The organism is Kosakonia radicincitans DSM 16656, assembly GCF_000280495.2.
GTDB classification, from domain to species: Bacteria; Pseudomonadota; Gammaproteobacteria; order Enterobacterales; family Enterobacteriaceae; genus Kosakonia; species Kosakonia radicincitans.
Genome location: NZ_CP018016.1, coordinates 3,400,707 through 3,426,681, shown reverse-complemented (window position 1 = coordinate 3,426,681; position 25,975 = coordinate 3,400,707). Strand labels below are relative to the sequence as shown.

Sequence of the window (25,975 nt, the reverse complement as noted above, 5' to 3'; positions counted from 1 at the left end):
TATCTCAATCATTTTTATCCTCGGTTCTGCAGCAGTTATAGTGCCAGACAGGCCTGATTCCTGTTGATAATCTTCGCTCAATCCCCCTATGGATTACAAGAAAATAGCCCCCTGTTAAGATAATGTGTTAACCTGCATCAAAATCAATTGAACCATCATAATAAACACTCTCTATGGATATGCCTGCCTCTCACCATACACAGCCATCAGGGAAACAACAGAACAGGCTACGCCCACCTTAGCCAACAAGTTACCTTCGGCTCATTCCAATAGACCGGTAACCGTCGTCATAACATTTGGTATGGTTTTTAGACAGATACTCCATACGCTTTAGTAATTCGTTAATCCGCTGCATATAATTAGGGGCATTTTCGTTTAAATAAAAACACCCGTTCTCAGCCATATTCGCTAAAGACGAATATTGAGCCGACCTCAGGCCTAACGCACTACACCATGCCTGCTGGATTAATGCATATAAACTGTCATCGGCATTATAACTCCCGGCACCATGGTAGAAGTCTTTATTCAGCAGCAGTAATACATGGTAATGTTTACGACGATTACGTTCACCGACTTCACGTACCCATACATACCGTAATCGATTAGTCCAGTTACGCCTCCAGCGTCTGTTCTTACGTCGGCAATCCACCAGCAACTTAGCCTTCAGTGAGTCAATAAAACGGGTTATGGCTCTGTTCGAATCACCATACTGATAATCTCCCGGAAAACGTAAATCAACACGTAGTGCTAACGTACGTGGAAACTCGTCTACTGCATTACAAATAACATCGTAAAATGCTTGCTGGTAATCAGCATTCAAGGAATTACTTGGCATATATAAACCTGAGATAAATAATCTGCTCAATAACTAATTGAGGTAAGCAAGAGTAAGTAACCATACGATTAATTATCGTGGTAATGTTACATGCAGAGATGCACATGAACATTATCGGGCGGTAATCATTAACCGTATGGTGTTACATAATCAATAGGCATTACGTTATAATTAACTGACTGTATGGGTATAATATATTAGTATGTTAATAATAATCAATCTGGATAGAGAGTAGATATATTAATAACAACATGTACACCAGTAATAGGTATATATTACGAATAAACCTATATTACTATACCGACAGTAATGCCATCAGTAAAAATATAACAATAAGCACTGCCATCTGGGTAAAACTCATACCAATAGAAAGCAAGCTAATGATTTCACTCTGATATTAGTTTTTGCCCGTTTTTGTCATTTTCCACAGGCTCCTCCCTCCGGTAATTGCGACTGATCGCAATTACCGGGGCTCAGTAGTGCTGATATGCTGCATGTTTTGTAAATGGATTGTTATCAAAATGACGGCCTTTATAGACCTTTCGGGCACCATACTTTGAGTAATCAATATCTATCACCTCTTCCTTTTCAAGTCTGTCAATCACCCTGTCCAGTAACTTACCCTTACGTAACACATTAGGCCCGGCATTTCGGATATCATTATATCGGACAACATTTTTCCATGAGCGTGAATACTCCCGACGCAGCCACGACAATAACAGTGCTTCATAATAGTCCTCCTCATTGCCAAAGAGTGTTATCGCCTGTTGCATATACCATTCGCACAGCAACCAGGCATTTTCGACATATTCTTTTTTTATCGCACATTCACCCTCTGTAACATAACTCAATAGAGCGGCTACGCGTGCAGTATTATTTAGAATTTTGGATGCAAAATCTTTCAGGTTTTCATAGTCTCCATCCGGCCCCAGTCGACGCTCTATTTTATTGTAAATTCTCTCCCATGCCTCCTGAGCCGGAGGTTCGAAGGATAAACATGTCTGATGCCCGGTCCCATGTTGAGAGACACTTTTTTCTACCAGTTCATTCATACGCTTGTAGAAGCAATTAAGATATTTCAGGTCACCTGACTGAAGACTGGATTGACGACGAATCAGGCGCTGGCCCTGTGTCGATAAATTCTCATCAATATACAAGACAAAGCAACGTGCAAAAAAACCACTTCCGCGCGCAGATTCACCCTGACGTTTTAAATAGCCATCAAATATTGCTTTTTGTACCATGACCAGCAATGTAATACGTCCATTTCTGAGCGTAAAACTCGGTGTTGTTTTACGCTCAACCTGAAAATCACCTCCATCCCACATTGGATTAATAAAACCAAAGTCAGCCATGGTCTGTCTGTTAAGTATATTAGCACCTTCATCGGTTATTAGCCCTGTTTGCGGCGAGTGAGTGTACATTGCAAACTGCAGGGCTTCCGGTGTAGTGTTATTATAAATAAATCTTCTGGCTTTTGGGGGTTCTGGTTTTTCAGCGTATAACGCCTTTAACTGCCGTGAAAACTCATCTGTACATTTTCCTTTTATAGTGGCTTTATCGACACATTTCAGGAGTGCATTTTCTTTCTTGTGCCATATTTTAGAGCTACGCTCATGTTCTTTTTGCAGCTCTTCATACTGGAGTAATACACGTAGATCATGCTCATGAAAAGGCTTGAATACCAGTTTATCCACTGTCGTTTTTCGCTCACCAGACTCTGCTATCACGAATGAGTACAATGACACCGGTGAGACTATAGTGTCATTGATTTTTACATTAATCAGGCTCTGGCATCCCAGGGACAATGCACTTAAAACTGCGGATGCAATTAATTCAGGTGGTGCCTGTGTAACATCCTCAATATCAAAAATAGTTTCGCGCAATAGTCCTGGGAAAGCATTAAATGGAAAGTCTTTCATTACGATACCTGCTGAATATGTTGTTTCTGGAGTTGACAATTAATCGCAGAATACAATCGCAAGTCAATATAAAAAACTGATGTTTAGTCCAATTCGACAGCGTTGGACTAAATTAGTGAAGTAGCCGTTTCCGGAAATTTCATTTGTCGGTGCTTTCTTTATCAGAAAAACAAAAAAGATGAATGCCATCTACCTGGTAATATCCTGCCAGTTAATATGAGGGCAGGGCGGTTTTTAAACAATTATCAGTTATATATCACCTTACTGAATTCCCACCCGTTTCAATTTAACAGGCCATCCCCTCCGGATGGCCTTTTTCATTCAGAGGCCGATATGAAACATCCCTCAGGCTACGCCCTTATTCGACGCCATCTGCGGCGTTACCCACATGCACTACGCCAGCATTTGCTGCAGGAGCTTAACCAGCTGGTCACGTATGAACCTGTGATTGGTATTATGGGGAAAACCGGCGTCGGTAAATCCTCGCTGTGTAACGCTCTATTTCGCAGCGACATCTGTGCTGTTAACGCCGTTGATGCCTGTACTCGCCAGCCACAGCGTGTCCGGCTGCGTTTTGGCAGACATTACCTGACGCTGGTCGATTTGCCCGGTGTTGGCGAGAGTATTACCCGCGATGGAGAATACCGTGAGCTGTACCAGGAGCATATGCCACAGCTCGATATGGTGCTGTGGGTACTCAAGGCCGATGACCGTGCATTTGCAGTGGAAGAGCAGTTTTATCAGGACGTCTTCGCGCAGTTCAGTGGACCGCTGCCGCCAGTGCTGTGGATACTTAACCAGGTGGACAAAACCGAACCCGCCGAGCAGTGGCGCTGGCTATCGGCTCAGCCCTCGGCGTTACAGGCAGAACGTATTGCGCAGAAACAGCAGGCCGTGGCACGTCAGTTGCAGATAGCAGAAATAGATATTCTGCCGGTCTCTGTCCGGGGGCGTTACCGACTGTCGCGCCTGGTGGAGGCCATGATTACACGCCTCCCAAAGCAGGCCCGCAGTCCACTGGTTCCCCACCTGCAGACCGGGTATCGCACTGATACCGTTATCAGTACCGCCAGCGGCAGCTTTGGCGATGCCGTGGTGGAGGTGATTGATAAAGTCATTGACCTGGCCCCGCTGCCGCAGGTAGCCCGTTTGGCGCTGCATGCCGTCACCCACACCGTCGCCCGTGCAGCGCGATCCCTGTGGGGATTTTTCTTCAGTTAACTTCTTCACTGTCGATAAGCCTGAAAACGTGTATCGACAAGTGTTTTTGTTCAATGACGATCGATTTTGTCGATCGACCCGATCGATATTAATAGCTGTACCTGATAACCCCGGCAGTTACATAATTCGCGGGGGCCCGTGTTATTACGTTTTTATTCATTATAAATCAATGCGATGTATCGCAGGCTTCGCCACACCGTAAGGAGACTCATGAACATATTTTATACCGTCGCAGCCATGGCGCTGCTGGCAACCCTGTCTGCGACATCCGTAGCCGCTGAAAATGACATCATTAAGGTCGATGTTCAGCCCAGTGGCTTTGAGCTGCTGGTCACAGTAACCGCTAAAACAGACAGCGTTCAGATTAAGAACATTGACGTTAACCGGGGCCGGTGTCTGTTGCTGACAAAGGGAAGCATCACCTACCAGGGCATTACCGTTGACGGATGGATACCTAAAAAAGGCACGTTTACGCCCACCACCATGCAGTTTGCCGACGGGCTGACCTGGCATTTTGGTAATCCTCTCCAGCAGAAGGGTATCAACTGCCGTTTCGTGGAAGCCAGGGTGTTTACGGACAAGGGCACCTTCACTGTCAGTGAATAACCCGTATTTCACCTCAGCTCCACATATTTCGTATTGTTTATTAAAGGAAAAATATTATGTTATTTAAATCGATTGTGCCTCTTACCCTCGCGCTTTGCTTCTCCGGCCAGGCGCTGGCGTTTGGTAATCACGATACCTGGGCCAGCGGCTTCGCACAGGGTACGGCGGAATACACCATCCTCGGCAAAGGACAGTCACAGTTGTACCTCGCCTGCGACAGTTCTGGCTCACAGGCTGCCACCATCATCTTTACCGATGCGAACGGCCATCAGGTCAGCATGGACAGCGGTCAGCACCTGACCATGAAAATCGATAACGATGAAGAAGCCAATATCAGTGAAAGCGAATCCCATGTCGGCGAAAGTAACCTGATGTGGGCGTGGAACAAGCTGCGAACCGGTAAGCGCGTGATCGTCTCAGGCAGCGGCGTCAAACCGGCGGTCTTCACGCTTAAGGGCGCTGCCGGAGTCATACCTGCGTTCGGCGATAACGGCTGCGTGGCGAAGTTTGACGTGCCGTAATGCACTCCAGGGCAATACCACCCCACATATTCTCATTTTCACCCGCATACTTGTACAAACAAGGAATCTCCCGATGACGGATATCACCACTCTCAGCCAGCGGCTGAACACCCGCACCCTGCATTTTGTTTTACTGACTCTCGTCACCTGTGGCGTCTGGCCGCTGCTCTGGCTGTATAAAAAGCAGGATACCATCAGTGACACCACCGGCTACCCGGTCAGCGGTCATCTGTTCATCATCTGGCTCGCCGTCTGCTTTGGCATCAGTCGCCAGTTAGCCAGCATGGTGTCGTCTGACGTTTACGGCTATGACCCGACCAGCGATACATTGCTGGCGTTAAGCGGTATTCTGTCGCTCGCTTGTGCGGTAATGTATGTGGTCTGGGCCTTTAAGGCCAGAGACGCCCTGCGCCAATATGCGCTGAACACCTTCCGCTTCGACCTGAAGATGAATGCCTTCTATACCGTTATCTTTAACGTTTTCTACATCACGTACTGTATCAACGACATGCAGCAGGCACTGACGAAGCACCAGATTCATGGCGCAACCGCCGCGCCTGCAGCGCCACAGGCTCCCATCACGACAGCAACGACAGCGCAACCCCCGCAGTAAGTTAATCACTGCTTTAGCCAGAGACCCCGGGTTTTTGTGTCAGGTATCAGAGGAACTCATCATGAAGGACACTGACAATACGCCGTTACCACCCGGTTCGTTCACCCGTGAGCAGGCGACAGCCGTCGCCACGCAGTACACTAACCTAACCCTCGAAGACGACCATGGGAACCAGTTTCGGCTGGTCATTCGCGACAGCGAGGGGCAGTTGATCTGGCGGGCATGGAATTTTGAAGCCGATGCCGGATACTGGCTGAACCGCTATCTGCTCAGCCACGGCATACCCCGACACTGACTTACCGTAGTTCCCCCCACCAGCAATCACACCAACAGGCCATGTTCCCACCGGAGCATGGCTTTTTTGTTTATGCCGTTTAATCAACTACAGAGGTACTCACTATGCGCTTAGCAAGCCGTTTCGGGCGGATAAACCAGATACGCCGGGATCGTCCCTTAACCCGCGAAGAACTGATGCATCATGTCCCCAGTGTATTCGGTGAAGATAAACATGCTTCACGGAGTGTAAAGTACACGTTTATTCCCACCATTACTCTGCTGGAAAACCTGCAGCGCGAAGGGTTCCAGCCGTTCTTTGCCTGCCAGTCACGCGTGCGTGATCCGGACCGCCGGGAGCACACAAAGCATATGCTCCGCCTGCGTCGCGCCGGTCAGATAAACGATCAGCAGGTGCCGGAAATCATCATCCTGAATTCTCATGGTGGTGAGTCCAGTTTTCAGTTACTTCCGGGAATATTCCGAAGCGTATGTACGAATTCGCTCGTCTGCGGACAGTCATTTGGCGAAATCAGAGTGCCGCACCGGGGGAACGTTGTGGAAAAAGTCATTGAAGGGGCTTACGAAGTACTGGGCATCTTTGACCGGGTGGAAGAGAAGCGCGATGCGATGGAATCGCTTTTGTTACAGCCACCGGCACAACAGGCTTTTGCAAAAGCCGCGCTGACGTACCGCTTCGGTGATGAGCACCAACCGGTGACAGCATCCCAGATACTGACGCCCCGCCGCTATGAAGACCGTCAGAACGACCTGTGGTCAGTTTTCAATCGTTGCCAGGAGAATCTGCTGAAAGGTGGTCTGCCAGGTCGTACCGCCAAAGGCAAACGCAGCCATACCCGGGCGGTTAAAGGCATAGACGGCGACGTTAAGCTCAACCGGGCTCTCTGGGTGATGGCAGAAGAACTGCAGCAGGCGCTGAGCTGATGCTACCTCTGCCTGATAACGCCCACCAGGCCACCATTTATCCGACGGCCCTGGAGGACAATCCATGCAGCCGCTCCATCTCCGATGACGACCTGTGCGCCTGGTGCTCACACCTTCTTTATCGTCCCGGTGAACTCAGCCTCTGCCGCTTGAGCATTCCCGACGGACACTGGCCTTCATGCTGTGATACGGACGGCTATGCGCAGTCCTGCCCTTCACTCCGGCTGAACCAACATCCCCAACCCTATAAATAAATAAGGAAAAACTAACATGACCGACATTATTAACCTTAACGATACCCTCCCGTTACCGCCACAACCTGCCGGTTCTTCGCCAGCGCTGACCGCCACCCTTGTACAGGACGAGCAGCGTATCAGATTCTGGCCGCAACACTTTGGCAGCATACCGCAGTGGATAACCCTTGAACCCCGCATATTCGCCTGGATGGACCGGTTATGTGCCGATTACAGCGGAGGTATCTGGCGCTTTTATTCACTCAGCAACAGTGGCGCATTTATGGCACCCGAAACCAACGGAAACAACGATGAGAAATGGACGCTGTTTAACAGCATGAATGGCAACGGCGCAGAACTCAGCAGCGAAGCCGCCGGGATTGCGGTTTGTCTGATGACATACAGCCATCACGCTATGCGTACCGAATGCGATGCCATGACGGAGCACTATTACCATCTGCGGGACTACGCGCTCATGCATGCTGAATGCAGCGCCATTATGCACATCATCGACTGATCGTCCCGCCATGCGGTACGAACTGTCTCAACTGAATACCCTGTGGGATAGCCTGGGGAAAACAACGGTCAGGGATGAGGACGGAGAAGTTGTGACCGACGAACCCTTCCTGCATTTTCCGACGGGAACCCCTGTATTTCATATCTGGTCATGGTTCGAATCCATGCACGACGAATTCTCCGTTGTCGGGAAACTGTACAACGCATCTCACCCGGAGACATCAACGAACAGGAAAAGCAAATGAATACCACCACATATCCCCCGGACACAGGGGGAATGACCCCCATCGCACAGCAGACCATCCGGAAAGCTTTATCCCTGCTGGAGCGTCAGTTACGCGAACCCGGCGCATCATTTACCTCCAGCCATGCCGTCCGCGACTGGCTGCGCCTGCAGCTTGCCACACTGGAGCGTGAAGCCTTCACCGTCCTGTGGCTCGACAACCAGCATCGCCTGATAACCCTCGACACGCTATTTCTGGGAACTATCAACAGTATCACCGTACATCCGCGTGAGGTCGTTAAATCCGGTCTGAAAAATAATGCCGCTGCTGCCGTTCTGGCGCATAACCACCCGTCAGGGGAGGCCGAACCCAGTAAAGCCGACAGGCAGATTACAGAACGCCTGAAACAGGCACTGGAACTGGTTGATATCCGCCTGCTGGACCATCTGGTGGTTGGCGGCATGGATATTATCTCATTTGCAGATAGAGGCTGGATGTAGCACAACAGGAGATTAACCCTATGAAAATCATCAGTAAGCGTCAGGCGATGACGATATACCGCCAGCATCCGCAGTCCCGGCTGTTTCGCTTCTGTACCGGCAAATATAAGTGGTCCGGCAGTATCTGCCACTATGCCGGTCGGGAAGTACAGGATATCAGCGGCGTGCTCGCGGTTTTCGCTGAACGCCGTCAGGACCGCCATGGTCCGTATGTCGTATTACGCAGCGTCACGCTCAATTAACATTAATTTAAGGAGTGCGAAAGTGCCGAATAAAATACCCTCCATCAGCCACAATATCGCTGAGCCATGGTGGGGACTTAACCACACCGTCACACCGTGCTTTGGTGCACGGCTGGTGCAGGAGGGCAACCGCCTGCACTATCTGGCTGACCGTAGCAGTATCACCGGGACATTTAGCGACGCGGATTTACGCCATCTCGATCAGGCGTTTCCGGTACTGCTTAAGCAGCTTGAACTAATGCTTATTTCCGGTGAACTCAATCCCTGTCACCAGCACGGCGTCACGTTATATGCAAAAGGGTTGACATGCGATGCCGACACCCTGGGTAGTTGCGGCTATGTCTATATTGCGCTTTACCCAACGCCTGCAACAGCCGCATAAACCTTACCGTAGCACCACCAACCCACAAAGAGAACCCAACGATGAGAATTTATCCTGTCTCCGCAAAACGGGCCGCAGAGATTGAGCGGTTAACCCATAAATCACCGATTTACGTGTGGCAGCGCCTCCTGACATATCTGCTGGATCGTCACTACGGCCTTACCCTCAACGACACGCCGTTTGGCGATGACGATGCCATTCAGGAATGCATTGATGCCGGTGATGCTCTGGTTGATGCCCTGAACGAGGTGGCTGAAGACTGCGACCTGGAGCGCACTGATAATCGGGGAAAATCACTCCAGCCCGTCTCACCACTGCTCACACCAGCAGATATCCGGAATGCCCAAAACGCGATGGGTCTGGAAGGCAGCAACAACATCCTCATCATCAGCGGACAGTCGTCAGCCAGAAGCTAATTCCCCGCCATCACACCATCGTCTGGTACAGGCGATACCACCAGCGGCAGTAACCGTTGTCGTAACGGCTGGCGCGGCCTTATTAATGGAGTAAACCCAATGCAAACCCAATCACTATCCTCAACGCGGGAGGCTTATCCGCGTCCGTCACCCGTGGAGATCTGGCAGCGCCTCCTGAGCCGCCTGCTGGACCGCCACTACGGTCTGACGCTGAACGACACGCCGTTTGGCAACGATGGCGTGATCCAGGAGCATATCAACGCCGGGCTCTCACTGTGCGACGCCGTGAACTTTATGGTGGAGAAATACGACCTGGTTCGTACGGACCGTCGCGGTTTTAACGCAGAAACACAGTCACCGCTTATCAGGAGCATCGATGTTCTTCTCGCCCGTAAGGCTACCGGGCTGATGATCCGCAGCGGGTATAAAGCCGTTACCGACATCACCACCGGTAAATATCGCGAGGTGCAGCAATGAAGTTATCCCTGACGGCAGAAGCCGATAGCATCAACGTTCTGGCCCTCAATATGGGCCGGAACGCTGTAGATATTGACGGTATTGAACTGGCTGACCTGATCAATGTAGTCTGTGACAACGGTTATTCGCTTCGCGTTGCTGACGCCCCCGGCAAGCTGATTGTTGAAGATCCGCTGCCGCCCCTCGCCCGCGTTAACGGCATTCAGTGCAGCACCGCGCATATCACGGCTGAAGACAATGCTCTGCTGTTTACCCATTCACACCAGCATGAAGACTTTGGCGAGTCGGAATGGATTAGCTATACCGGCTCGGGTTATCTGCTCTACCTGGGCGCATGGTCATTTCCGGTTTTACGCCTCAAACGCCTCGGTCTGTCGAAAGCCTGCCGCCGGTTAGTGGTGACGCTTATCCGTCGCTACGCCGCTGGCATCATTCATCTGGATGCCTTTGGCGAAGTGCTGCCGGGTTTTACCACCTTTGACTGGTAACTCAACATCAATCACCTCAAGGCTTTCTAATGCCAGAATTAACCACTGAAGCCGCTCTCAACATTCTGAAGCGAGATTATCTTCGATAACGACGAAGACAACACCGACTCAGCAGCCCTGTTGCCCTAGATTGAACAGGCATTACAGAACGTTCGCGATCTCCGCCATCTGCAGCTTCTGCAACAGGCCAGAACAAATTAGCCACCGAACCATACTCAACGCACGCGCATAAGCGCCAGTCCTCACCGACTGGCGCTTTGCTTTATATAAGGAAAGAAATGATGTCAGAACTGACTCTCACCGACCCCGAGGTTTTAATCGGTCACACCGACGTGATTTGCTCCACCAGCATTGAGCGTATAGTCACCGGACGTAATGCCGCGATTGCACAGATTGAGACGCTGATACAGCAGCTTGACGATATTTCGACGCTGACCCGTAGTATCGGCGGAAAAACAGCTCTGGACTGGGCTATGAAACAAGATTTCCGTTGCGGCTGCTGGTTGATGGAAAAAAGAGAAGCGGCGATGAAAGCCATCACCTGCAATCTCGATCGCGGCATCTGGCGGGATTTAATGAAGCGCTCCGACATGCTGAGCCTGATGGATGCTCAGGCCCGTGATGAGTGGCACAATAGCCTGGAAAAGGGGGATATTCCGGCCGTAAGCGAAGAAAATATTCTCAACACATTCGAGCAACTGCATCTGAATAAGGGCGAGGTATTTGAACGGGGTGTAATTAACGTCTTCAAAGGACTTAGCTGGGATTTTAAGACGAACAGCCCTTGCAAATTTGGAAGGAAAATCATCGTCAGTGGGCTGGTCAAATGTGACCGGTGGGGATTTGGGCTCAGCTGGGGCTGGCAGCGCGATCGTTTAGCAGACCTGGAGCGCATGCTGATTCTTCTGGATGGGAAGCCCGTACCTGACAACCGCGCTGACGTTACCCGTCGGTTAGGTGATCACATCCATGATGACAGGCACAGCAATCGGTACGAGGATGAAATGTTTGCAATCAAATACTTTCAAAAGGGAACAGCCCATATAACCTTTAAGCGACCAGAGTTGGTCGATAAACTGAATGACATCATCGCCCGGCACTACCCGGGAGCACTGGCAGCGAAATGAAAGGGGAGTGCCCTGTCCGATGCCTTCGCAAGTGAGCCAGCGCAAGCCAGACGGCAATGGCATACTGGATGGCATACCGAAAAGACGTACAAAAGAAAAAGCGCATGTTAATTAATAACATGCGCTCGGAATATGGCGGTGAGGGGGGGATTCGAACCCCCGATACGTTGCCGTATACACACTTTCCAGGCGTGCTCCTTCAGCCACTCGGACACCTCACCACATTGTCTTCCCGATGTCATCGGGACGGGCGCTAATGTAGGGAAAAGCCATTGCGGCGTCAATCTTCTTTTTCAATAAATTAGCGTGTTTAGACAAACTTCAAACAACCTGCTTCTTAAACGTTCTGAAATCGCTTTTTTTCTCATCACGGTACTTTCTCCGCGGCGTACAGGAGAAATTTGTTATGCTGATCACCCTTTTAAAATACCCAATAGAACCGGGAATTATCCGGATACATCACAACGATTTCTGGAGTTGGAATGGACATTATTTTTTATCACCCTTCCTTTAATAGCGAATACTGGATTAACGCGCTGCGTAAGGCGATGCCGCAGGTGAATGTGCGTGCATGGACGGCAGGCGATAATGCCCCGGCGGATTATGCCCTGGTGTGGCATCCCCCTGTCGAAATGCTTAAAGGACGTAAACTGAAAGGGGTGTTTGCGCTTGGCGCCGGGGTTGATGCCATTCTTGGTCAGCTCAGCGCCAACCCGGGGATGCTGGCTGATGATATTCCGCTATTCCGCCTGGAAGACACCGGGATGGGATCGCAAATGCAAGAGTATGCGGTAAGCCAGGTGCTGCATTGGTTCCGGCGTTTTGATGATTATCAGGCGTTAAAACAGCAGTCCAGATGGCAGCAACTGGAAGAGTATGCGCACGGCGATTTCACTGTCGGTATTCTTGGTGCGGGTGTGTTGGGTTCAAAAGTCGCGGAAAGCCTGCTGCCGTGGGGATTTCCGGTGCGTTGCTGGAGCCGCAGCCGTAAGTCGCTGCCTGGTGTACAAAGTTTTGCTGGCCCTGAAGAACTGGGCGATTTTTTGCAGGGCACGCGTGTGCTGATCAACTTGCTGCCGAATACGCCGGAAACGGTTGGTCTTATTAATCAGTCACTGCTTAATCAACTTGCCGACCACAGTTACGTGATGAACCTGGCACGCGGCGTCCATGTTGTTGAAGCCGATCTGCTGGCGGCGCTGGAGAGCGGAAAGGTGAAGGGCGCGATGCTTGATGTGTTCAGCCGCGAGCCGCTCCCTGCTGATAATCCGCTGTGGGCGCATCCGCGTGTGGCAATGACTCCGCACATTGCGGCGTTCACGAGACCAACCGAAGCCATTGAGTTTATCAGCCACACTATTGGCAAACTGGAGCGCGGAGAAACCGTCAGCGGGCGCGTTGACAGAGTTCGGGGTTATTAATGAAAGCCCGGCCCGGCCGGGTTTTGTCATTAAAATCGACACCGATAACTGCTATCCTTGCAAAAAATAACGACAGGAGTGAGCCATGTACCCCGTTGACCTGCATATGCATACCGTCGCCAGCACCCATGCTTATAGCACGCTTCATGATTATATTGCCGAAGCAAAAAGCAAAGGCATCAAACTGTTTGCCATTACTGACCACGGCCCGGATATGGCGGATGCGCCGCATTACTGGCACTTCGTCAATATGCGCATCTGGCCGCGTCTGGTGGATGGCGTGGGGATTTTGCGCGGTATTGAGGCCAACATTAAAAACACCGATGGTGAGATCGACTGCACCGGCCCGATGCTGTCATCACTCGATCTGATCATTGCCGGTTTCCATGAACCGGTCTTTCCACCGCAGGATAAAGCCGCGCATACGCAGGCGATGATTGCCACAATGGCCAGCGGCAACGTTCACATTATCAGCCATCCCGGCAACCCGAAATTTGAGGTTGATATTCCTGCAATCGCGGAAGCTGCCGCGAAATATCAGGTGGCGCTGGAGATTAACAACTCTTCCTTTATGCACTCACGCAAAGGTAGTGAAGATAACTGCCGTGCGATTGCTGCCGCGGTGCGTGATGCTGGCGGCTGGGTTGCACTGGGATCGGATTCTCACACCGCGTTTACACTGGGTGATTTCACTGAATGCCGTAAGGTACTCGATGATGTCGGTTTCCCGGAAGAACGTATTCTGAACGTCTCACCGCGTCGCCTGCTGAGTTTCCTTGAGTCCCGCGGCATGGCGCCAATTGCTGAATTTGCTGAACTTTAATACTGACTGGAACAACTGAATGAACGAATTTTCTATCCTTTGCCGCGTACTTGGCTCGCTGTTTTATCGTCAGCCGCAGGATCCGCTGCTGGTGCCGCTGTACACTCTGATCCGCGAGGGGAAACTGGCGGAAAGCTGGCCCCTGGAGCAGGATGAATTGCTGGAGCGCCTGCAAAAAAACTGCGATGCGCAGGCGCTGGCTGCCGATTACAACGCGCTGTTTGTCGGCGAAGAGTGCCGGGTGTCGCCGTTTCGCAGCGCCTGGGTGGATGGCGCTACAGAAGCTGAAGTCCGTTCATTTTTGTCGAGCCGTGGCATGCCGTTAACCGATGCGCCAGCCGATCATATTGGTACATTGCTGCTGGCAGCCTCCTGGCTGGAAGACCAGTCGGCTGAGGATGAAAGCGAAGCGCTGGAAACCCTATTCGCAGACTATCTGCTGCCGTGGTGTGGCACGTTCTTCGGTAAGGTGGAAGCCCACGCGACCACGCCGTTCTGGCGCACAATGGCACCACTCTCGCGAGATGCGATTGCAGCAATGTGGGATGAATTGCAGGAAGAATCTGCCGAATAATGTGATGCATATCACCAATCAAATGTAACGAATAATTAATCGTTTCAATTAATGTGCCTGTGGTCACATAACCCCGGTGCGCATCTGCTATGATGCGCGCCATGAACATTCTCCTTTCTATTGCACTGACGACGGGTATCCTCTCTGGCCTTTGGGGCTGGGTGGCCGTTTCCCTCGGCTTGATTAGCTGGGCGGGCTTTCTCGGATGTACGGCTTATTTCGCCTGCCCGCAGGGCGGGTTGAAAGGGCTACTGATCTCCACCTGTACCGTCATGAGCGGTGTTGTCTGGGCACAAGTGATTATTCATGGCGCAGCGCTGGCACCGCATTTGTCGATCGTCGGCTATATGATGACCGGCGTGGTGGCATTCCTGATGTGCTTGCAGGCCAAAAGCTTGCTGCTCTCTTTTGTGCCGGGCACTTTTATTGGTGCCTGCGCGACGTTTGCCGGGCAGAGTGAGTGGCAGATGATTGTGCCTTCGCTGGCCGTCGGGCTGCTTTTCGGTTACGCCATGAAAAATAGCGGCTTGTGGATCGCTGCTCGCCGTGCGCAGCCTTTGCTAAACGAGCAAGAAAAAGTATAAATCGCATCAATAAAAAATCTTATAAAAACAGCCTGGTAGCCCGCAACAGTGCGTTTTGTACGCTAAACTATTAAAGAGATTAATTAAAAATGCCGATGAGTCAGGTAGGTGGAATATCTGACTCCCACCATCAAGGATGAGTAATCTGTGAGGTGTTTATGCGGCTTTTTATGACATTCCTGTCTCTCATTATCCTTTTATCTACCACTTCTGTCGGCGCTGCTACGCCAGGTGGGATCATTCATTTCCAGGGTGCAATTGTTGAAGGTGGTTGCGATTATCGTACCCACTCGCAGCAACTGGAGCTCTCTTGCCCGCAGGGGCAAAAGGTCGAAACGCAGCAATTTTCGCTGCGTGACATTGCCGAGCAGTCTTTTGCATCGCTGGCGAAAGTCGAGATGCACTATCTCGATCCAGAGCATTCAAAGGCTATTGTCGTTATCAGTTATCACTGATTGTGCCTGCATGTTGCCCCCGCTCCAGGATACACTTATCGGAAAGGCGGTTGATTGACCGAAAAGGGGGCAAAAATGCAGCCACGTATGCAGGTACTTCAGGGAGATATCACTACTCTCGAGGTTGATGTCATTGTGAATGCCGCAAACTCGTCGCTACTTGGCGGCGGCGGTGTTGATGGCGCTATTCATCGCGCGGCAGGACCGGAGTTGTTGAAGGCGTGTCAGCAGGTGCGTCAGCAACAAGGGGAGTGCCCTCCGGGGCATGCGGTGATCACCACGGCGGGAAATCTGCGCGCTAAAGCGGTGATCCACACGGTTGGCCCTGTGTGGCGCGGCGGCGGTGAACACGAAGCTCATCTGCTGGAGGATGCGTACCGCAACAGTCTGTTGCTGGCTGAAGCGAACGGCTACACCACGATCGCTTTCCCGGCGATAAGTACTGGTGTGTATGGCTATCCGAAAGCGGCGGCGGCAGAGATCGCGGTCAACACGGTGTCTGCACATTTGATCCGACGCCCTCAGCTACAGCAGGTCTTGTTTGTCTGCTTTGATGGCGAAACGGCGCACCTTTACCAGCGATTATTAACACAGCAGGGCGAAGAACCTGCAAAATAGGGCAAGCGCAGGCTACTCCAGGAGCAGCCTGCGAAATCAACGGGCGGTAGCGTGGGTTTTCACCTCTTTCTCCTGCGGTTTACCGGAGAAGAGAAAACGCAGCAGCGGAATGCGCAAGTGAATTTCATACAGCAAAACCGCAATCCCAATGACGAATACCAGTCCGGTGACAAAACCTAACGCGTTGGACTGAATATGTGGAGTGATCCATGCGCCAAAGAGCAGCGTCAGCGGATGGTGTACCAGATAAATAAACAGCGACGCATTGACAAAATAACTCACCCGCGCCGACTGAAAATTAAGCAACCGGTGCCCCAGCGAGAACACCACATTCACCATCCACAGCCCCAGCAGCATGGTAATTACCGCTTCGGTTTCATACATCCACGCATCGCCGCTGCCATAGCGTTGGTTAAGCAGATAAGCAACAAACGCCAGCGCTGAGCCAACCATGCACCACGGTGACGGCGTGGTAAAAAGTGATTTTAGCCGCGGATTTATGAAAGTCAGCGCACCAAGGATAAAGAAAGGAATGTAAAACAGCGACTGCATGACGGCGAAATTAAACAGCGCATCGCGCAATATATCGGGATACAACAGAAAAATAATGCGCCGAAATGCGGCCCAGGCAATGCCCAGCAGCAGGAACCAGAGGGAAAGCGTACCGAGTGAAATAGAACCAAGTAGGCGATCGGCATTGTTTTTTATTTTTTTAAACAACCACATGCCAACCGTTGTTAATATGACGAGTACTAACAGGAACCATAAATGAGATATCAGTTCCCACGACAGCGTATTGAATTTGTCATACGCCGATAAGGTGTGCCATTCCGTGGTATTGTTATTCACATATTGCAACATAATAAATTGCGGCAACGTGAGCAGCGGAATTGCGGTGAGCATCGGTATACCGACACGTTCAACGCGCACCATCCACCAGCGTTTTAGCGGATAACGCAGATATAGCATGTATGAAAAATAACCGGATATGACAAAAAACACCTGCATGCGAAACGCATGAATAGCGTCATTAAACAGGGTCAGCCACCAGGAAGGATAGGTACTGTTAACGTGCCACATATGGCTGGAATAAATCAGCGAGATGTGGAACGGGATCCCAAGCAGCATTAACCACGCGCGGATGGAATCAAGGAAATATTCTCGTTGTGCGGGTACTCTGGCCATATAACTCCGGGCATTCTAAGACTTTTCGCCTTATCCATAAGACAAATAATGGTTACATTCGAAACTAACCCTACACTATGTCCGATAACCTGTCTCCAGGATAAGCCTGCAAAACGATAAGGGTGAGTTTCTTTGCTTATTCAATGAGCCAGCAGGCAGAACAATACAGGGATTCAGTTGTCGGATTGGCTGAGTTTCCATTAAAATGGATCGGATCGATTTAAGCACACAAAGGGGGAAGTGCTTAGTTATTATGAAACCTAAATTACAAATGATGAAAATGCGTTGGGTAGGCGCTGCGGTTCTGTTGTCACTTTATACGTCATCAGGCTGGGCTTTTTCTATTGACGATGTCGCAAAACAGGCACAATCCCTGGCTGGCAAAGGCTATGAAGCACCCAAGAGCAATCTGCCCTCTGTTTTCCGTGACATGAAATACGCGGACTATCAGCAGATTCAGTTCAACCACGACAAAGCCTACTGGAACGCGACCAACACCCCGTTTAAGCTTGAGTTTTATCATCAGGGCATGTATTTCGATACGCCGGTGACCCTCAACGAAGTGACCGCTACCGCCGTTCGCCAAATTAAATACAGCCCGGACTACTTTAATTTTGGTAACGTTCAGCACGATAAAGACACTGTAAAAGATCTTGGTTTTGCTGGTTTCAAAGTTCTTTACCCCATCAATAATAAAGATAAAAACGATGAAATCGTCAGCATGCTGGGCGCAAGCTACTTCCGCGTGATTGGCGCAGGTCAGGTTTATGGGATCTCCGCGCGCGGTCTGGCGATTGACACTGCGCTCCCCTCCGGCGAAGAGTTCCCACGTTTTCGTGAATTCTGGATCGAGCGTCCCAAGCCTGCCGATAAACGCCTGACGATTTACGCATTGCTGGATTCACCGCGCGCCACGGGAGCCTATCGCTTCGTGATTATCCCTGGCCGCGATACTGTAGTGGATGTGCAATCCAAAGTTTACCTGCGCGATAAAGTGGGCAAACTGGGTGTTGCGCCGCTGACCAGTATGTTCCTGTTCGGTCCGTCGCAACCCTCTCCGGCGACCAACTACCGCCCGGAATTGCATGATTCTAACGGTCTGTCGATGCTTGCCGGCAACGGCGAGTGGATCTGGCGCCCGTTGAACAACCCGAAACACCTGGCTGTCAGCAGTTATGCGATGGAAAACCCGCAGGGCTTTGGCCTGCTGCAGCGTGGCCGTCAGTTCTCCCGTTTTGAAGACATTGATGACCGCTACGATCTGCGTCCGAGCGCATGGGTTACGCCGAAAGGCGAGTGGGGCAAAGGGAAAGTTGAGCTGGTTGAAATTCCGACCAATGACGAAACCAACGATAACATCGTAGCCTACTGGACGCCGGATCAACTGCCGGAACCAGGCAAGGAGATGAACTTTAAATACACCATCACCTTTAGTCGCGACGAAGATAAACTGCATGCGCCAGACAACGCCTGGGTACTGCAAACTCGTCGTTCGACCGGTGATGTAAAACAGTCGAACCTGATTCGTCAGCCTGACGGAACGATCGCCTTTGTCGTTGATTTCACCGGCCAGGATATGAAAAAACTGCCGCAGGACACCCCAGTCACCGCGCAAGCCAGCATTGGCGATAACGGCGAAATCGTGGAAAACACCGTTCGCTATAATCCAGTGACGCAAGGTTGGCGTTTGATGTTACGCGTGAAAGTTAAAGATCCGAAGAAAACGACGGATATGCGCGCGGCCCTGGTAAATGCCGACCAGACCCTGAGTGAAACCTGGAGCTATCAGCTACCTGCCAATGAATAAGACAACTGAGTATATCGACGCGCTGCCGCTCACGGATGCGGAGAAGGCAGTGCTGCCGACAGAGAGTATTCTTAGCGTGCATCAGGCGCTGGATGCTGAACACACAGACTGGAAACGTGAAGACGATACGCCGTTGGGTTCTGTGACGGCGCGCTTGCAGCATAGCTGGCCGGATTCACTGGGCAAAGAGCAGCTTATTAAGGATGAAGAAGGGCGTGCGCAACTTCAGGCAATGCCGAAAGCGAAGCGTTCTTCCATGTTTCCCGATCCGTGGCGTACCAACCCTATCGGGCGTTTCTGGGATCGCCTTCGTGGACGGGAAGTGGCTCCGCGTTATCTTTCTCGTCTGACGAAAGAAGAGCAGGCACACGAACAGAAATGGCGTACTGTCGGCTCAATCCGCCGTTATATTTTACTGCTGCTGACGCTGGCGCAGACGGTGGTGGCGACCTGGTATATGAAAACCATCCTGCCTTATCAGGGCTGGGCGCTGATCAACCCGACCGATATGGCGGGCCAGGATCTGTGGGTTTCCTTTATGCAGTTGCTGCCGTACGTGCTGCAAACCGGCATTCTGATCCTGTTCGCCGTCCTGTTCTGTTGGGTATCCGCCGGTTTCTGGACGGCGCTGATGGGCTTCCTGCAACTGCTTATCGGCCGCGACAAGTACAGCATTTCGCACTCAACGGTGGGTGATGAGCCGCTTAACCCGGAACATCGTACCGCGTTGATTATGCCTATCTGTAACGAAGACGTGGATCGCGTTTTTGCGGGGCTGCGTGCGACCTGGGAATCGGTTAAAGCTACCGGGCAGCAACAGCATTTCGATGTCTATATCCTCAGCGATAGCTATAACCCGGATATCTGCGTTGCTGAGCAGAAAGCGTGGATGGAGCTGATCGCGGAAGTGCAGGGTGAAGGGCAGATCTTCTATCGCCGTCGCCGTCGTCGCGTGAAACGTAAAAGCGGCAACATCGATGACTTCTGCCGTCGCTGGGGCAGCCAGTACAGCTACATGGTGGTGCTGGACGCAGACTCCGTGATGAGTGGCGAATGTCTGACCGGTCTGGTGCGCCTGATGGAAGCCAATCCGAATGCCGGGATCATCCAGTCGTCGCCGAAAGCGTCCGGTATGGATACGCTGTACGCACGCTGTCAGCAGTTTGCCACCCGTGTTTACGGGCCGCTGTTTACTGCGGGGCTGCACTTCTGGCAGTTAGGGGAATCCCACTACTGGGGGCACAACGCGATTATCCGCGTGAAGCCGTTTATCGAGCACTGTGCCCTGGCACCGCTGCCGGGTGAAGGCTCTTTTGCCGGTTCCATTTTGTCGCACGACTTCGTGGAAGCGGCGCTGATGCGTCGTGCGGGTTGGGGCGTCTGGATCGCTTATGACCTGCCGGGTTCGTATGAAGAGCTGCCGCCGAACCTGCTCGATGAGCTGAAACGCGACCGTCGCTGGTGCCATGGCAACCTGATGAACTTCCGTCTGTTCCTGGTAAAAGGTATGCACCCGGTACACCGCGCAGTGTTCCTGACGGGCGTGATGTCCTACCTTTCTGCACCGTTGTGGTTTATGTTTCTTGCGCTCTCCACGGCGTTGCAGGTGGTGCATGCCCTGACGGAGCCGCAGTACTTCCTGCAACCGCGCCAGTTGTTCCCGGTATGGCCGCAGTGGCGTCCTGAGCTGGCTATAGCGCTGTTTGCCTCGACAATGGTGCTGCTGTTCCTGCCGAAACTGCTAAGTATCATTCTGGTATGGTGTAAAGGGCCGAAAGAGTATGGCGGCTTCTTCCGTGTAACGATCTCGTTGCTGCTGGAAGTGCTGTTCTCAGTTCTGCTGGCACCCGTGCGCATGCTGTTCCACACTGTATTTGTTGTCAGCGCCTTCCTCGGCTGGGAAGTGGTGTGGAATTCGCCGCAGCGTGATGATGACTCCACGCCGTGGGGCGAAGCCTTTATGCGTCACGGCTCGCAGTTACTGCTGGGGCTGGTATGGGCCGTGGGAATGGCGTGGCTGGATCTGCGTTTCCTGTTCTGGCTGGCGCCGATTGTGTTCTCGCTGATTCTGTCGCCATTTGTATCAGTGATCTCCAGTCGCTCCACGGTAGGTTTGCGTACGAAACGCTGGAAGCTGTTCCTCATTCCGGAAGAGTATTCGCCGCCGCAGGTGCTGGTGGATACCGATAACTATCTGGAGCTGAACCGCTCGCGTTCGCTGGAGGATGGGTTTATGCACGCGGTGTTTAATCCTTCTTTCAATGCGCTGGCAACAGCAATGGCAACTGCGCGTCACCGCTCCAGCCGCGTGCTGGAAATTGCCCGCGATCGTCACGTTGAGCAGGCGCTGAACGAAACGCCTGAGAAGCTGAACCGCGATCGTCGCCTGGTGCTGCTAAGCGATCCCGTGACGCTTTCGCGACTGCACTATCGCGTATGGTCCGCACCTGAGAGATATCTCTCCTGGGTAAACCATTACGAAGAGCTGAGGCTAAACCCGCTGGCGTTGAAGGCGAAATAAGCCGACATTAAGGAAAATACCGGCCACCGAGCCGGTATTTTTTTACTCTGCAAAAAGCAAGATGAGGTCAGGTGTGAGAGTTATTCTGGTTGTCGTAATGGCCTGTTTATTAAGCGGCTGCGGCAGCATTATCAGTCGGACTATCCCGGGGCAGGGCCACGGAAATCAGTACTATCCCGGTGTGCAATGGGATGTTCGTGATTCGGCGTGGCGCTATATTACCATGCTCGATCTGCCTTTTTCACTGGTGTTCGACACCTTACTGTTGCCACTGGATGCGCATCACGGCCCCTATGAGTGATCAGCGCTCGTCCCATTCGTCTGCCGCAGTCTGACCCTCTTCGGTATCGAGCGGCGGTTCAAGTTGAAACTCGCCCTCGTCCCATTCGTGCAGCGTGTTCTCTTCCTGCCACTCCTGGCTTATTTCGATCTCGTCGAAATCGCCATCGAACACGCTTTGCGCGGCTTCGCCACTGAGCATCGGCAGACACTCTCCTGGCTCCTCCTCATCGGCAAAGAACTCAGCCTGCCAGGCGATATCGCCATCCTGAAGAACATACTTTTGCGCATTAAATTGCTGCACGCTGATCTCGTCTTCATCAATATCTGGATTATTGGCAATAAAAATTTCCCGTGCGGCATCAATTGCTTCAGACAGTGTTGAGTAATACTCCAGTTCGGATTCAGCCATGGAAAAACTCCTCAAGTTGCAGAAAAAGTATCTGCAAAAATCTATAGTCGCTGGTTTCGCCAGCGTCAAATGATGGCTGAGGTAATCAGATATTTAACAGAAATTGATCATTATGAAAGGGCGGCAGAGCAGGGGGACCCGCTCTGTAACCGATCACTCTTTACTGCTGACCACGGATGCGGTGGAAGTGGGCGTTTCAGCGTGAGAACGTGCAGGGCGCTGTAAGCTGAACCAGGAATAGACGGCATTAAAAAGCACCACGCCTGCGGTTACACAAAAGACTGCGCGGAACCCGTAGCTGGCGGAGACCGCTGCACCAATAAGTGGCCCGGTAACGTTGCCGATATCACGGAATGACTGGTTATAACTGAAGATGCGCCCGGCAATCTGGTTGGTCGAGTTATAGACCAGCAGCGTCTGCACCGCCGGGAGTAGCGCACCATCGGCAGCGCCGAGCAGGAAACGCAGAATCGCCAGTTGCCAGGGCGTTTGTACCAATGACATGGGCACCAGCAGCAGCACGGATATCACCAGCGCGGCCACCAGGATCTTCTCCGGGCCGATGCGATCGCCCAGTTTTCCCAGACGAGGAGCGCTCATCAGTGCCGCGACGCCTGGCACCGACGCAATCATGCCGCTGATAAACGCGATATTGCTGACGTTACCCGTCAATTCGCGCACATACAGCGTCAGAATCGGCGCAATGGAGCCGGTTGCCACCTGAATAATCATCGTGGTGATAAACAGGCTCAGCACCAGTTTTGGGCTTTTCAACGAGGCAAAAACCTCTTTGAAGTGCAGCATTTCGCGTTTTGCCACCGGGACAAAATTCTCCCGGATACAGCACAGTGTCAGCAGGAAACAGAGGAACAGCACTGACGCTGTGATAAAGAAGACCATCCGCAGACCCCAATTATCGGCGAGAAGACCGCCTGCCAGCGGCCCAAGCAGCGCACCGCCGACGCCACCGGTGGAAAGGGTGCCGAGTGCCCAGCCGCTTTTATTGCGCGGGATTTGTGTCGCAATCAAAGCATTCGCGTTCGGGATAAATCCACCCAATAAACCTAAAAGCGCGCGCAAAACTAAAAACTGCCAGACATTTTGCGCCATGCCCATCAGCGCCATGACAATCGCCATGCCCAGCGCCGACCGCAGCAACATAATTTTGCGCCCTTTACGGTCGGCAAGCCCGCCCCAGAACGGCGAAGCGATAGCTGAAAAAAGGAAGGTAATACTGAACACCAGCCCGGACCACATATTCAGCGCACCCGGATCGGTCACGCCGAGTTGCTCAACATACAGCGGCAGAAAGGGCATGACCAGGCTGAAGGCCGCGCCAGTAAGAAAACAACCAAACCAGGCAACGGTAAGATTACGTTGCCAGTTTATTGGGGCATCAGAAGATGACATAACCATCCGTACAGCGTTGTTGCAACGCGCGCATAAGGGAAATTGATAAGCATGCTAATTATGCGCCCAGGTGATGGTTGCTGCAATGCGCAGGACGATTTTTGTATGATGAAAAAAAGCCCGCAAATGCGGGCTATTCAGGTGTTCAGTAACGAGAAGGGACGCCTTCCGGGCGGGTTTTAAAGCGGCGATGTAGCCACATATACTGCTCGGGAGCCATCATGATGCAGCGTTCCACGACTTTGTTCATCCAGGCGGCTGTTGTTTCTGCATCGTCAAGCGGCGGAGAGTATTCCGGTTCCAGCATGATCAGCTCGTAGCCTTTTGCATCCGGCTTACGACGCGGAACAAACGGTACAATAGCAGCCTGAGACATCCGCGCCAGCATCCAGGTGCCGGAAGTGGACGCCGCCTGCTCAACGGCAAAGAAAGGGGCGAAAACGCTGGCCCGTGGGCCGTAATCGTGGTCCGGCGCGTACCAGACAACCTCGCCTGCTTTCAGCGCGCGGATCATTCCTTTAAGATCTTTTCGGTCGATCATACTCTTGTTGGAACGCATGCGGCCCCAGGTCTGCACCAGATCGATAACCGGATTGTCGTTCGGTCTGTAGACACCGATACCCGGCTCATTCATACCGAACATACGGGCGCCAACTTCCAGGGTGAGAAAATGCACGCCAATCAGCAAAATGCCGCGCCCTTGCGCCTGTACGTCGCGAACATATTCAAAACCGGAAACATCCATCCAGCGTGCCATTCGGTGATCGGACCAGAACCAGGCTATGCCCGTTTCCATGACGCCCATGCCGACTGACTCAAAATTTTTGGCAACCATACGCTGCCGTTCTTCGGCGCTCATCTGCGGAAAACAGAGTTCAAGATTGCGCTCGGCGATTTTCACGCGTCGTTTCATCACACGTTTAGCCAGATGCCCAATGCCATACCCCAGGCGATAAATGACCGGATAGGGGAGCTGAACGACCAGCCACAGCAAACCCATTCCAAACCAGGTGGGCCAAAAACGAGGGTGTAAAAGTGAGGCTGAAAACTTAGGTAAAAGCGTCATGACTGTCCTGTATTAAGCAACAATTCCCTGTATTCTCGCACTTTTTCGGAATTTGCCAAAATCCGGGCGCACAGAATGGCGGTTTTTCCGGTGATTGTTATACCGTAATAAGCAGATTGAGAGGAAATGTAGCGCAAAATGTGTGGATGTAAATTATCAATATTTGCTTTATGATGCCGCCGTTTTTTCACTCTCTACTTTGCAGGATACGTACACCATGCCAGTGTTACACAACCGCATCGCCAACGATGAATTAAAAGCGCGCATGCTTGCCGAAACCGAGCCGCGTATCACGGTCTCGTTTTATAAATATTTTTCTATTATGAATCCGCAGGCAACGCGCGATGCCCTTTACCAGGCGTTTACCGCACTGAAGGTATTTGGTCGCATTTATCTTGCCCATGAAGGGATTAATGCCCAGGTCAGCGTACCGCAAAGCCAGTTCCCGGCTTTTCGCGATGCGCTTTATGCCTTCGATCCGGCACTGGATGGCCTGCGTCTGAACATCGCCATTGACGATGACGGTAAATCATTCTGGGTGCTGCGCATGAAAGTGCGCGATCGTATTGTTGCGGACGGTATTGAAGATGAGAGTTTTGATGCCAGCGATGTCGGCGATTACCTGAAAGCGGCGGAAGTGAACGCTATGCTCGACGATCCGGAAGCGATTTTTATCGATATGCGCAACCACTATGAATATGAAGTGGGGCATTTTGACGGCGCGCTGGAGATCCCCGCCGATACTTTCCGCGAGCAGTTACCTAAAGCCGTTGAGATGATGCAGGCGCATAAAGACAAGAAAATTGTGATGTACTGCACCGGCGGTATTCGCTGTGAAAAGGCGAGCGCCTGGATGAAGCACAACGGTTTTAATAAAGTGTGGCATATCGAAGGCGGCATCATTGAGTATGCGCGTCGCGCCCGTGAACAAGGCCTGCCCGTTCGCTTTGTCGGGAAGAATTTCGTTTTCGATGAACGAATGGGGGAACGCATTTCCGACGACGTGATTGCCCATTGCCACCAGTGTGGTGCGCCGTGCGACTCGCATAGCAACTGTCGCAATGACGGTTGCCATTTGCTGTTTATTCAGTGCCCGGCTTGTGCGGAGAAATATGAAGGTTGTTGCAGCGAATTGTGTCAGGAAGAGAGCAAATTGCCGGAAGAAGAGCAGCGTAAACGCCGCGCCGGACGTGAGAATGGCAATAAAATCTTCAACAAATCACGCGGACGTCTGAACACGAAACTGGGTATTCCGGATCCAGAATAACGCAAACAGGAG

The 25,975-nt window shown here is 51.8% G+C and carries 30 protein-coding genes, 1 tRNA gene and 1 pseudogene; 25 read left to right on the top strand and 7 right to left on the bottom strand.

What is annotated here, in order from left to right; translation table 11 throughout:
- Window positions 1–250: 250 nt before the first annotated feature.
- Window positions 251–835 (bottom strand): inovirus Gp2 family protein, encoded by a 585-nt coding sequence (locus tag Y71_RS16535; protein ID WP_071532052.1) that lies wholly within the window; start codon window positions 833–835, stop codon window positions 251–253.
- Window positions 836–1,308: 473 nt separating this feature from the next.
- Window positions 1,309–2,757 (bottom strand): YfjI family protein, encoded by a 1,449-nt coding sequence (locus Y71_RS16530; RefSeq protein ID WP_007374423.1) that lies wholly within the window; start codon window positions 2,755–2,757, stop codon window positions 1,309–1,311.
- 333 nt (window positions 2,758–3,090) lie between these two features.
- Between Y71_RS16530 and Y71_RS16525 the strand changes: the two genes are divergently transcribed.
- The 15 genes and pseudogenes from Y71_RS16525 to Y71_RS16450 all read left to right on the top strand — a co-directional run bounded on the left by Y71_RS16525 (window position 3,091) and on the right by Y71_RS16450 (window position 11,541).
- Window positions 3,091–3,978 (top strand): GTPase family protein, encoded by an 888-nt coding sequence (locus Y71_RS16525; RefSeq protein WP_007374424.1) that lies wholly within the window; start codon window positions 3,091–3,093, stop codon window positions 3,976–3,978.
- Window positions 3,979–4,188: 210 nt separating this feature from the next.
- Window positions 4,189–4,584, top strand: coding sequence for a hypothetical protein (locus tag Y71_RS16520; RefSeq protein WP_007374425.1), 396 nt, complete (start codon window positions 4,189–4,191; stop codon window positions 4,582–4,584).
- A gap of 56 nt (window positions 4,585–4,640) precedes the next feature.
- Window positions 4,641–5,105, top strand: coding sequence for a YfjT/YkfB family phage-associated protein (locus Y71_RS16515; protein ID WP_007374426.1), 465 nt, complete (start codon window positions 4,641–4,643; stop codon window positions 5,103–5,105).
- A gap of 73 nt (window positions 5,106–5,178) precedes the next feature.
- Window positions 5,179–5,718, top strand: a complete 540-nt coding sequence (locus tag Y71_RS16510; RefSeq protein ID WP_007374427.1) for a DUF4234 domain-containing protein — start codon at window positions 5,179–5,181, stop codon at window positions 5,716–5,718.
- A 61-nt stretch (window positions 5,719–5,779) separates the two neighbouring features.
- Complete coding sequence (locus tag Y71_RS16505; protein ID WP_007374428.1) at window positions 5,780–6,013, top strand: DUF905 domain-containing protein; 234 nt, start codon at window positions 5,780–5,782, stop codon at window positions 6,011–6,013.
- Between the two features lie 104 nt (window positions 6,014–6,117).
- Window positions 6,118–6,936 (top strand): DUF932 domain-containing protein, encoded by an 819-nt coding sequence (locus tag Y71_RS16500; RefSeq protein ID WP_035943328.1) that lies wholly within the window; start codon window positions 6,118–6,120, stop codon window positions 6,934–6,936.
- 270 nt (window positions 6,937–7,206) lie between these two features.
- Window positions 7,207–7,686 carry an antirestriction protein gene (locus Y71_RS16490; protein ID WP_007374431.1) on the top strand — a complete coding sequence of 160 codons (480 nt, stop codon included), beginning with the start codon at window positions 7,207–7,209 and terminating at the stop codon, window positions 7,684–7,686.
- A 240-nt stretch (window positions 7,687–7,926) separates the two neighbouring features.
- A complete protein-coding gene (gene radC / locus Y71_RS16480; RefSeq protein ID WP_047369810.1) occupies window positions 7,927–8,409 on the top strand; it encodes a RadC family protein in 483 nt (160 codons plus the stop codon).
- A gap of 20 nt (window positions 8,410–8,429) precedes the next feature.
- On the top strand, window positions 8,430–8,651 hold the full coding sequence (locus tag Y71_RS16475; RefSeq protein WP_007374434.1) for a DUF987 domain-containing protein: 222 nt from the start codon (window positions 8,430–8,432) through the stop codon (window positions 8,649–8,651).
- Window positions 8,652–8,673: 22 nt separating this feature from the next.
- A complete protein-coding gene (locus tag Y71_RS16470) occupies window positions 8,674–9,033 on the top strand; it encodes a type IV toxin-antitoxin system YeeU family antitoxin (protein ID WP_007374435.1) in 360 nt (119 codons plus the stop codon).
- A gap of 41 nt (window positions 9,034–9,074) precedes the next feature.
- Window positions 9,075–9,449 carry a TA system toxin CbtA family protein gene (locus Y71_RS16465; protein WP_007374436.1) on the top strand — a complete coding sequence of 125 codons (375 nt, stop codon included), beginning with the start codon at window positions 9,075–9,077 and terminating at the stop codon, window positions 9,447–9,449.
- A gap of 99 nt (window positions 9,450–9,548) precedes the next feature.
- Entirely contained in the window at window positions 9,549–9,926 is a 378-nt protein-coding gene (locus Y71_RS16460) for a TA system toxin CbtA family protein (RefSeq protein ID WP_007374437.1), read from the top strand.
- The gene (locus tag Y71_RS16455) at window positions 9,923–10,414 is read left to right on the top strand and encodes a DUF5983 family protein (RefSeq protein WP_007374438.1); all 492 of its coding nucleotides are present in this window, start codon (window positions 9,923–9,925) and stop codon (window positions 10,412–10,414) included. Before Y71_RS16460 ends, Y71_RS16455 begins: the two co-directional genes overlap by 4 nt.
- A gap of 69 nt (window positions 10,415–10,483) precedes the next feature.
- A pseudogene (locus Y71_RS30530) lies at window positions 10,484–10,615 on the top strand (hypothetical protein); the annotation flags it as partial.
- Between the two features lie 80 nt (window positions 10,616–10,695).
- Window positions 10,696–11,541, top strand: a complete 846-nt coding sequence (locus tag Y71_RS16450; RefSeq protein WP_007374439.1) for a DUF4942 domain-containing protein — start codon at window positions 10,696–10,698, stop codon at window positions 11,539–11,541.
- Window positions 11,542–11,674: 133 nt separating this feature from the next.
- Here the strand turns inward: Y71_RS16450 and Y71_RS16445 are convergent.
- Window positions 11,675–11,762: transfer RNA gene (locus Y71_RS16445), tRNA-Ser, on the bottom strand.
- Between the two features lie 261 nt (window positions 11,763–12,023).
- Between Y71_RS16445 and ghrA the strand changes: the two genes are divergently transcribed.
- The 6 genes from ghrA (at window position 12,024) to ymdB (ending at window position 16,016) form a co-directional block, all read left to right on the top strand.
- Entirely contained in the window at window positions 12,024–12,962 is a 939-nt protein-coding gene (gene ghrA, locus Y71_RS16440) for a glyoxylate/hydroxypyruvate reductase GhrA (RefSeq protein WP_007374440.1), read from the top strand.
- 85 nt (window positions 12,963–13,047) lie between these two features.
- Entirely contained in the window at window positions 13,048–13,785 is a 738-nt protein-coding gene (locus Y71_RS16435) for a phosphatase (protein ID WP_007374442.1), read from the top strand.
- Window positions 13,786–13,804: 19 nt separating this feature from the next.
- Window positions 13,805–14,359, top strand: coding sequence for a TorD/DmsD family molecular chaperone (locus tag Y71_RS16430; protein ID WP_007374443.1), 555 nt, complete (start codon window positions 13,805–13,807; stop codon window positions 14,357–14,359).
- A 101-nt stretch (window positions 14,360–14,460) separates the two neighbouring features.
- Window positions 14,461–14,943 (top strand): DUF1097 domain-containing protein, encoded by a 483-nt coding sequence (locus tag Y71_RS16425; RefSeq protein WP_007374444.1) that lies wholly within the window; start codon window positions 14,461–14,463, stop codon window positions 14,941–14,943.
- Window positions 14,944–15,113: 170 nt separating this feature from the next.
- The gene (locus Y71_RS16420) at window positions 15,114–15,398 is read left to right on the top strand and encodes a YmdA family protein (RefSeq protein WP_081120799.1); all 285 of its coding nucleotides are present in this window, start codon (window positions 15,114–15,116) and stop codon (window positions 15,396–15,398) included.
- A 75-nt stretch (window positions 15,399–15,473) separates the two neighbouring features.
- Window positions 15,474–16,016, top strand: coding sequence for an O-acetyl-ADP-ribose deacetylase (gene ymdB, locus Y71_RS16415; protein WP_007374446.1), 543 nt, complete (start codon window positions 15,474–15,476; stop codon window positions 16,014–16,016).
- A gap of 36 nt (window positions 16,017–16,052) precedes the next feature.
- Here the strand turns inward: ymdB and mdoC are convergent, their stop codons facing one another.
- Window positions 16,053–17,201 carry a glucans biosynthesis protein MdoC gene (mdoC, locus tag Y71_RS16410; RefSeq protein WP_007374447.1) on the bottom strand — a complete coding sequence of 383 codons (1,149 nt, stop codon included), beginning with the start codon at window positions 17,199–17,201 and terminating at the stop codon, window positions 16,053–16,055.
- Between the two features lie 271 nt (window positions 17,202–17,472).
- Here mdoC and mdoG point away from each other — a divergent pair, with 271 nt between their 5' ends.
- From mdoG to Y71_RS16390, 3 genes are all read left to right on the top strand, one after another.
- On the top strand, window positions 17,473–19,008 hold the full coding sequence (gene mdoG / locus Y71_RS16400) for a glucans biosynthesis protein MdoG (RefSeq protein WP_090397625.1): 1,536 nt from the start codon (window positions 17,473–17,475) through the stop codon (window positions 19,006–19,008).
- Window positions 19,001–21,529 (top strand): glucans biosynthesis glucosyltransferase MdoH, encoded by a 2,529-nt coding sequence (mdoH, locus tag Y71_RS16395; RefSeq protein WP_035886208.1) that lies wholly within the window; start codon window positions 19,001–19,003, stop codon window positions 21,527–21,529. Before mdoG ends, mdoH begins: the two co-directional genes overlap by 8 nt.
- Window positions 21,530–21,602: 73 nt before the next feature.
- The gene (locus Y71_RS16390) at window positions 21,603–21,830 is read left to right on the top strand and encodes a YceK/YidQ family lipoprotein (RefSeq protein ID WP_035886207.1); all 228 of its coding nucleotides are present in this window, start codon (window positions 21,603–21,605) and stop codon (window positions 21,828–21,830) included.
- Here the strand turns inward: Y71_RS16390 and Y71_RS16385 are convergent, their stop codons facing one another.
- The 3 genes from Y71_RS16385 to Y71_RS16375 all read right to left on the bottom strand — a co-directional run bounded on the left by Y71_RS16385 (window position 21,831) and on the right by Y71_RS16375 (window position 24,696).
- Window positions 21,831–22,205, bottom strand: coding sequence for a MysB family protein (locus Y71_RS16385; RefSeq protein ID WP_090397623.1), 375 nt, complete (start codon window positions 22,203–22,205; stop codon window positions 21,831–21,833). It lies immediately after the preceding gene.
- 168 nt (window positions 22,206–22,373) lie between these two features.
- Window positions 22,374–23,630, bottom strand: a complete 1,257-nt coding sequence (gene mdtG / locus Y71_RS16380) for a multidrug efflux MFS transporter MdtG (RefSeq protein ID WP_007374452.1) — start codon at window positions 23,628–23,630, stop codon at window positions 22,374–22,376.
- Between the two features lie 145 nt (window positions 23,631–23,775).
- Complete coding sequence (locus Y71_RS16375) at window positions 23,776–24,696, bottom strand: Kdo(2)-lipid IV(A) acyltransferase (protein ID WP_035943329.1); 921 nt, start codon at window positions 24,694–24,696, stop codon at window positions 23,776–23,778.
- A 217-nt stretch (window positions 24,697–24,913) separates the two neighbouring features.
- On the opposite strand from Y71_RS16375, the gene trhO reads away from it, so the two are divergent.
- The gene (trhO, locus tag Y71_RS16370) at window positions 24,914–25,963 is read left to right on the top strand and encodes an oxygen-dependent tRNA uridine(34) hydroxylase TrhO (RefSeq protein WP_007374455.1); all 1,050 of its coding nucleotides are present in this window, start codon (window positions 24,914–24,916) and stop codon (window positions 25,961–25,963) included.
- Window positions 25,964–25,975 lie beyond the last annotated feature (12 nt).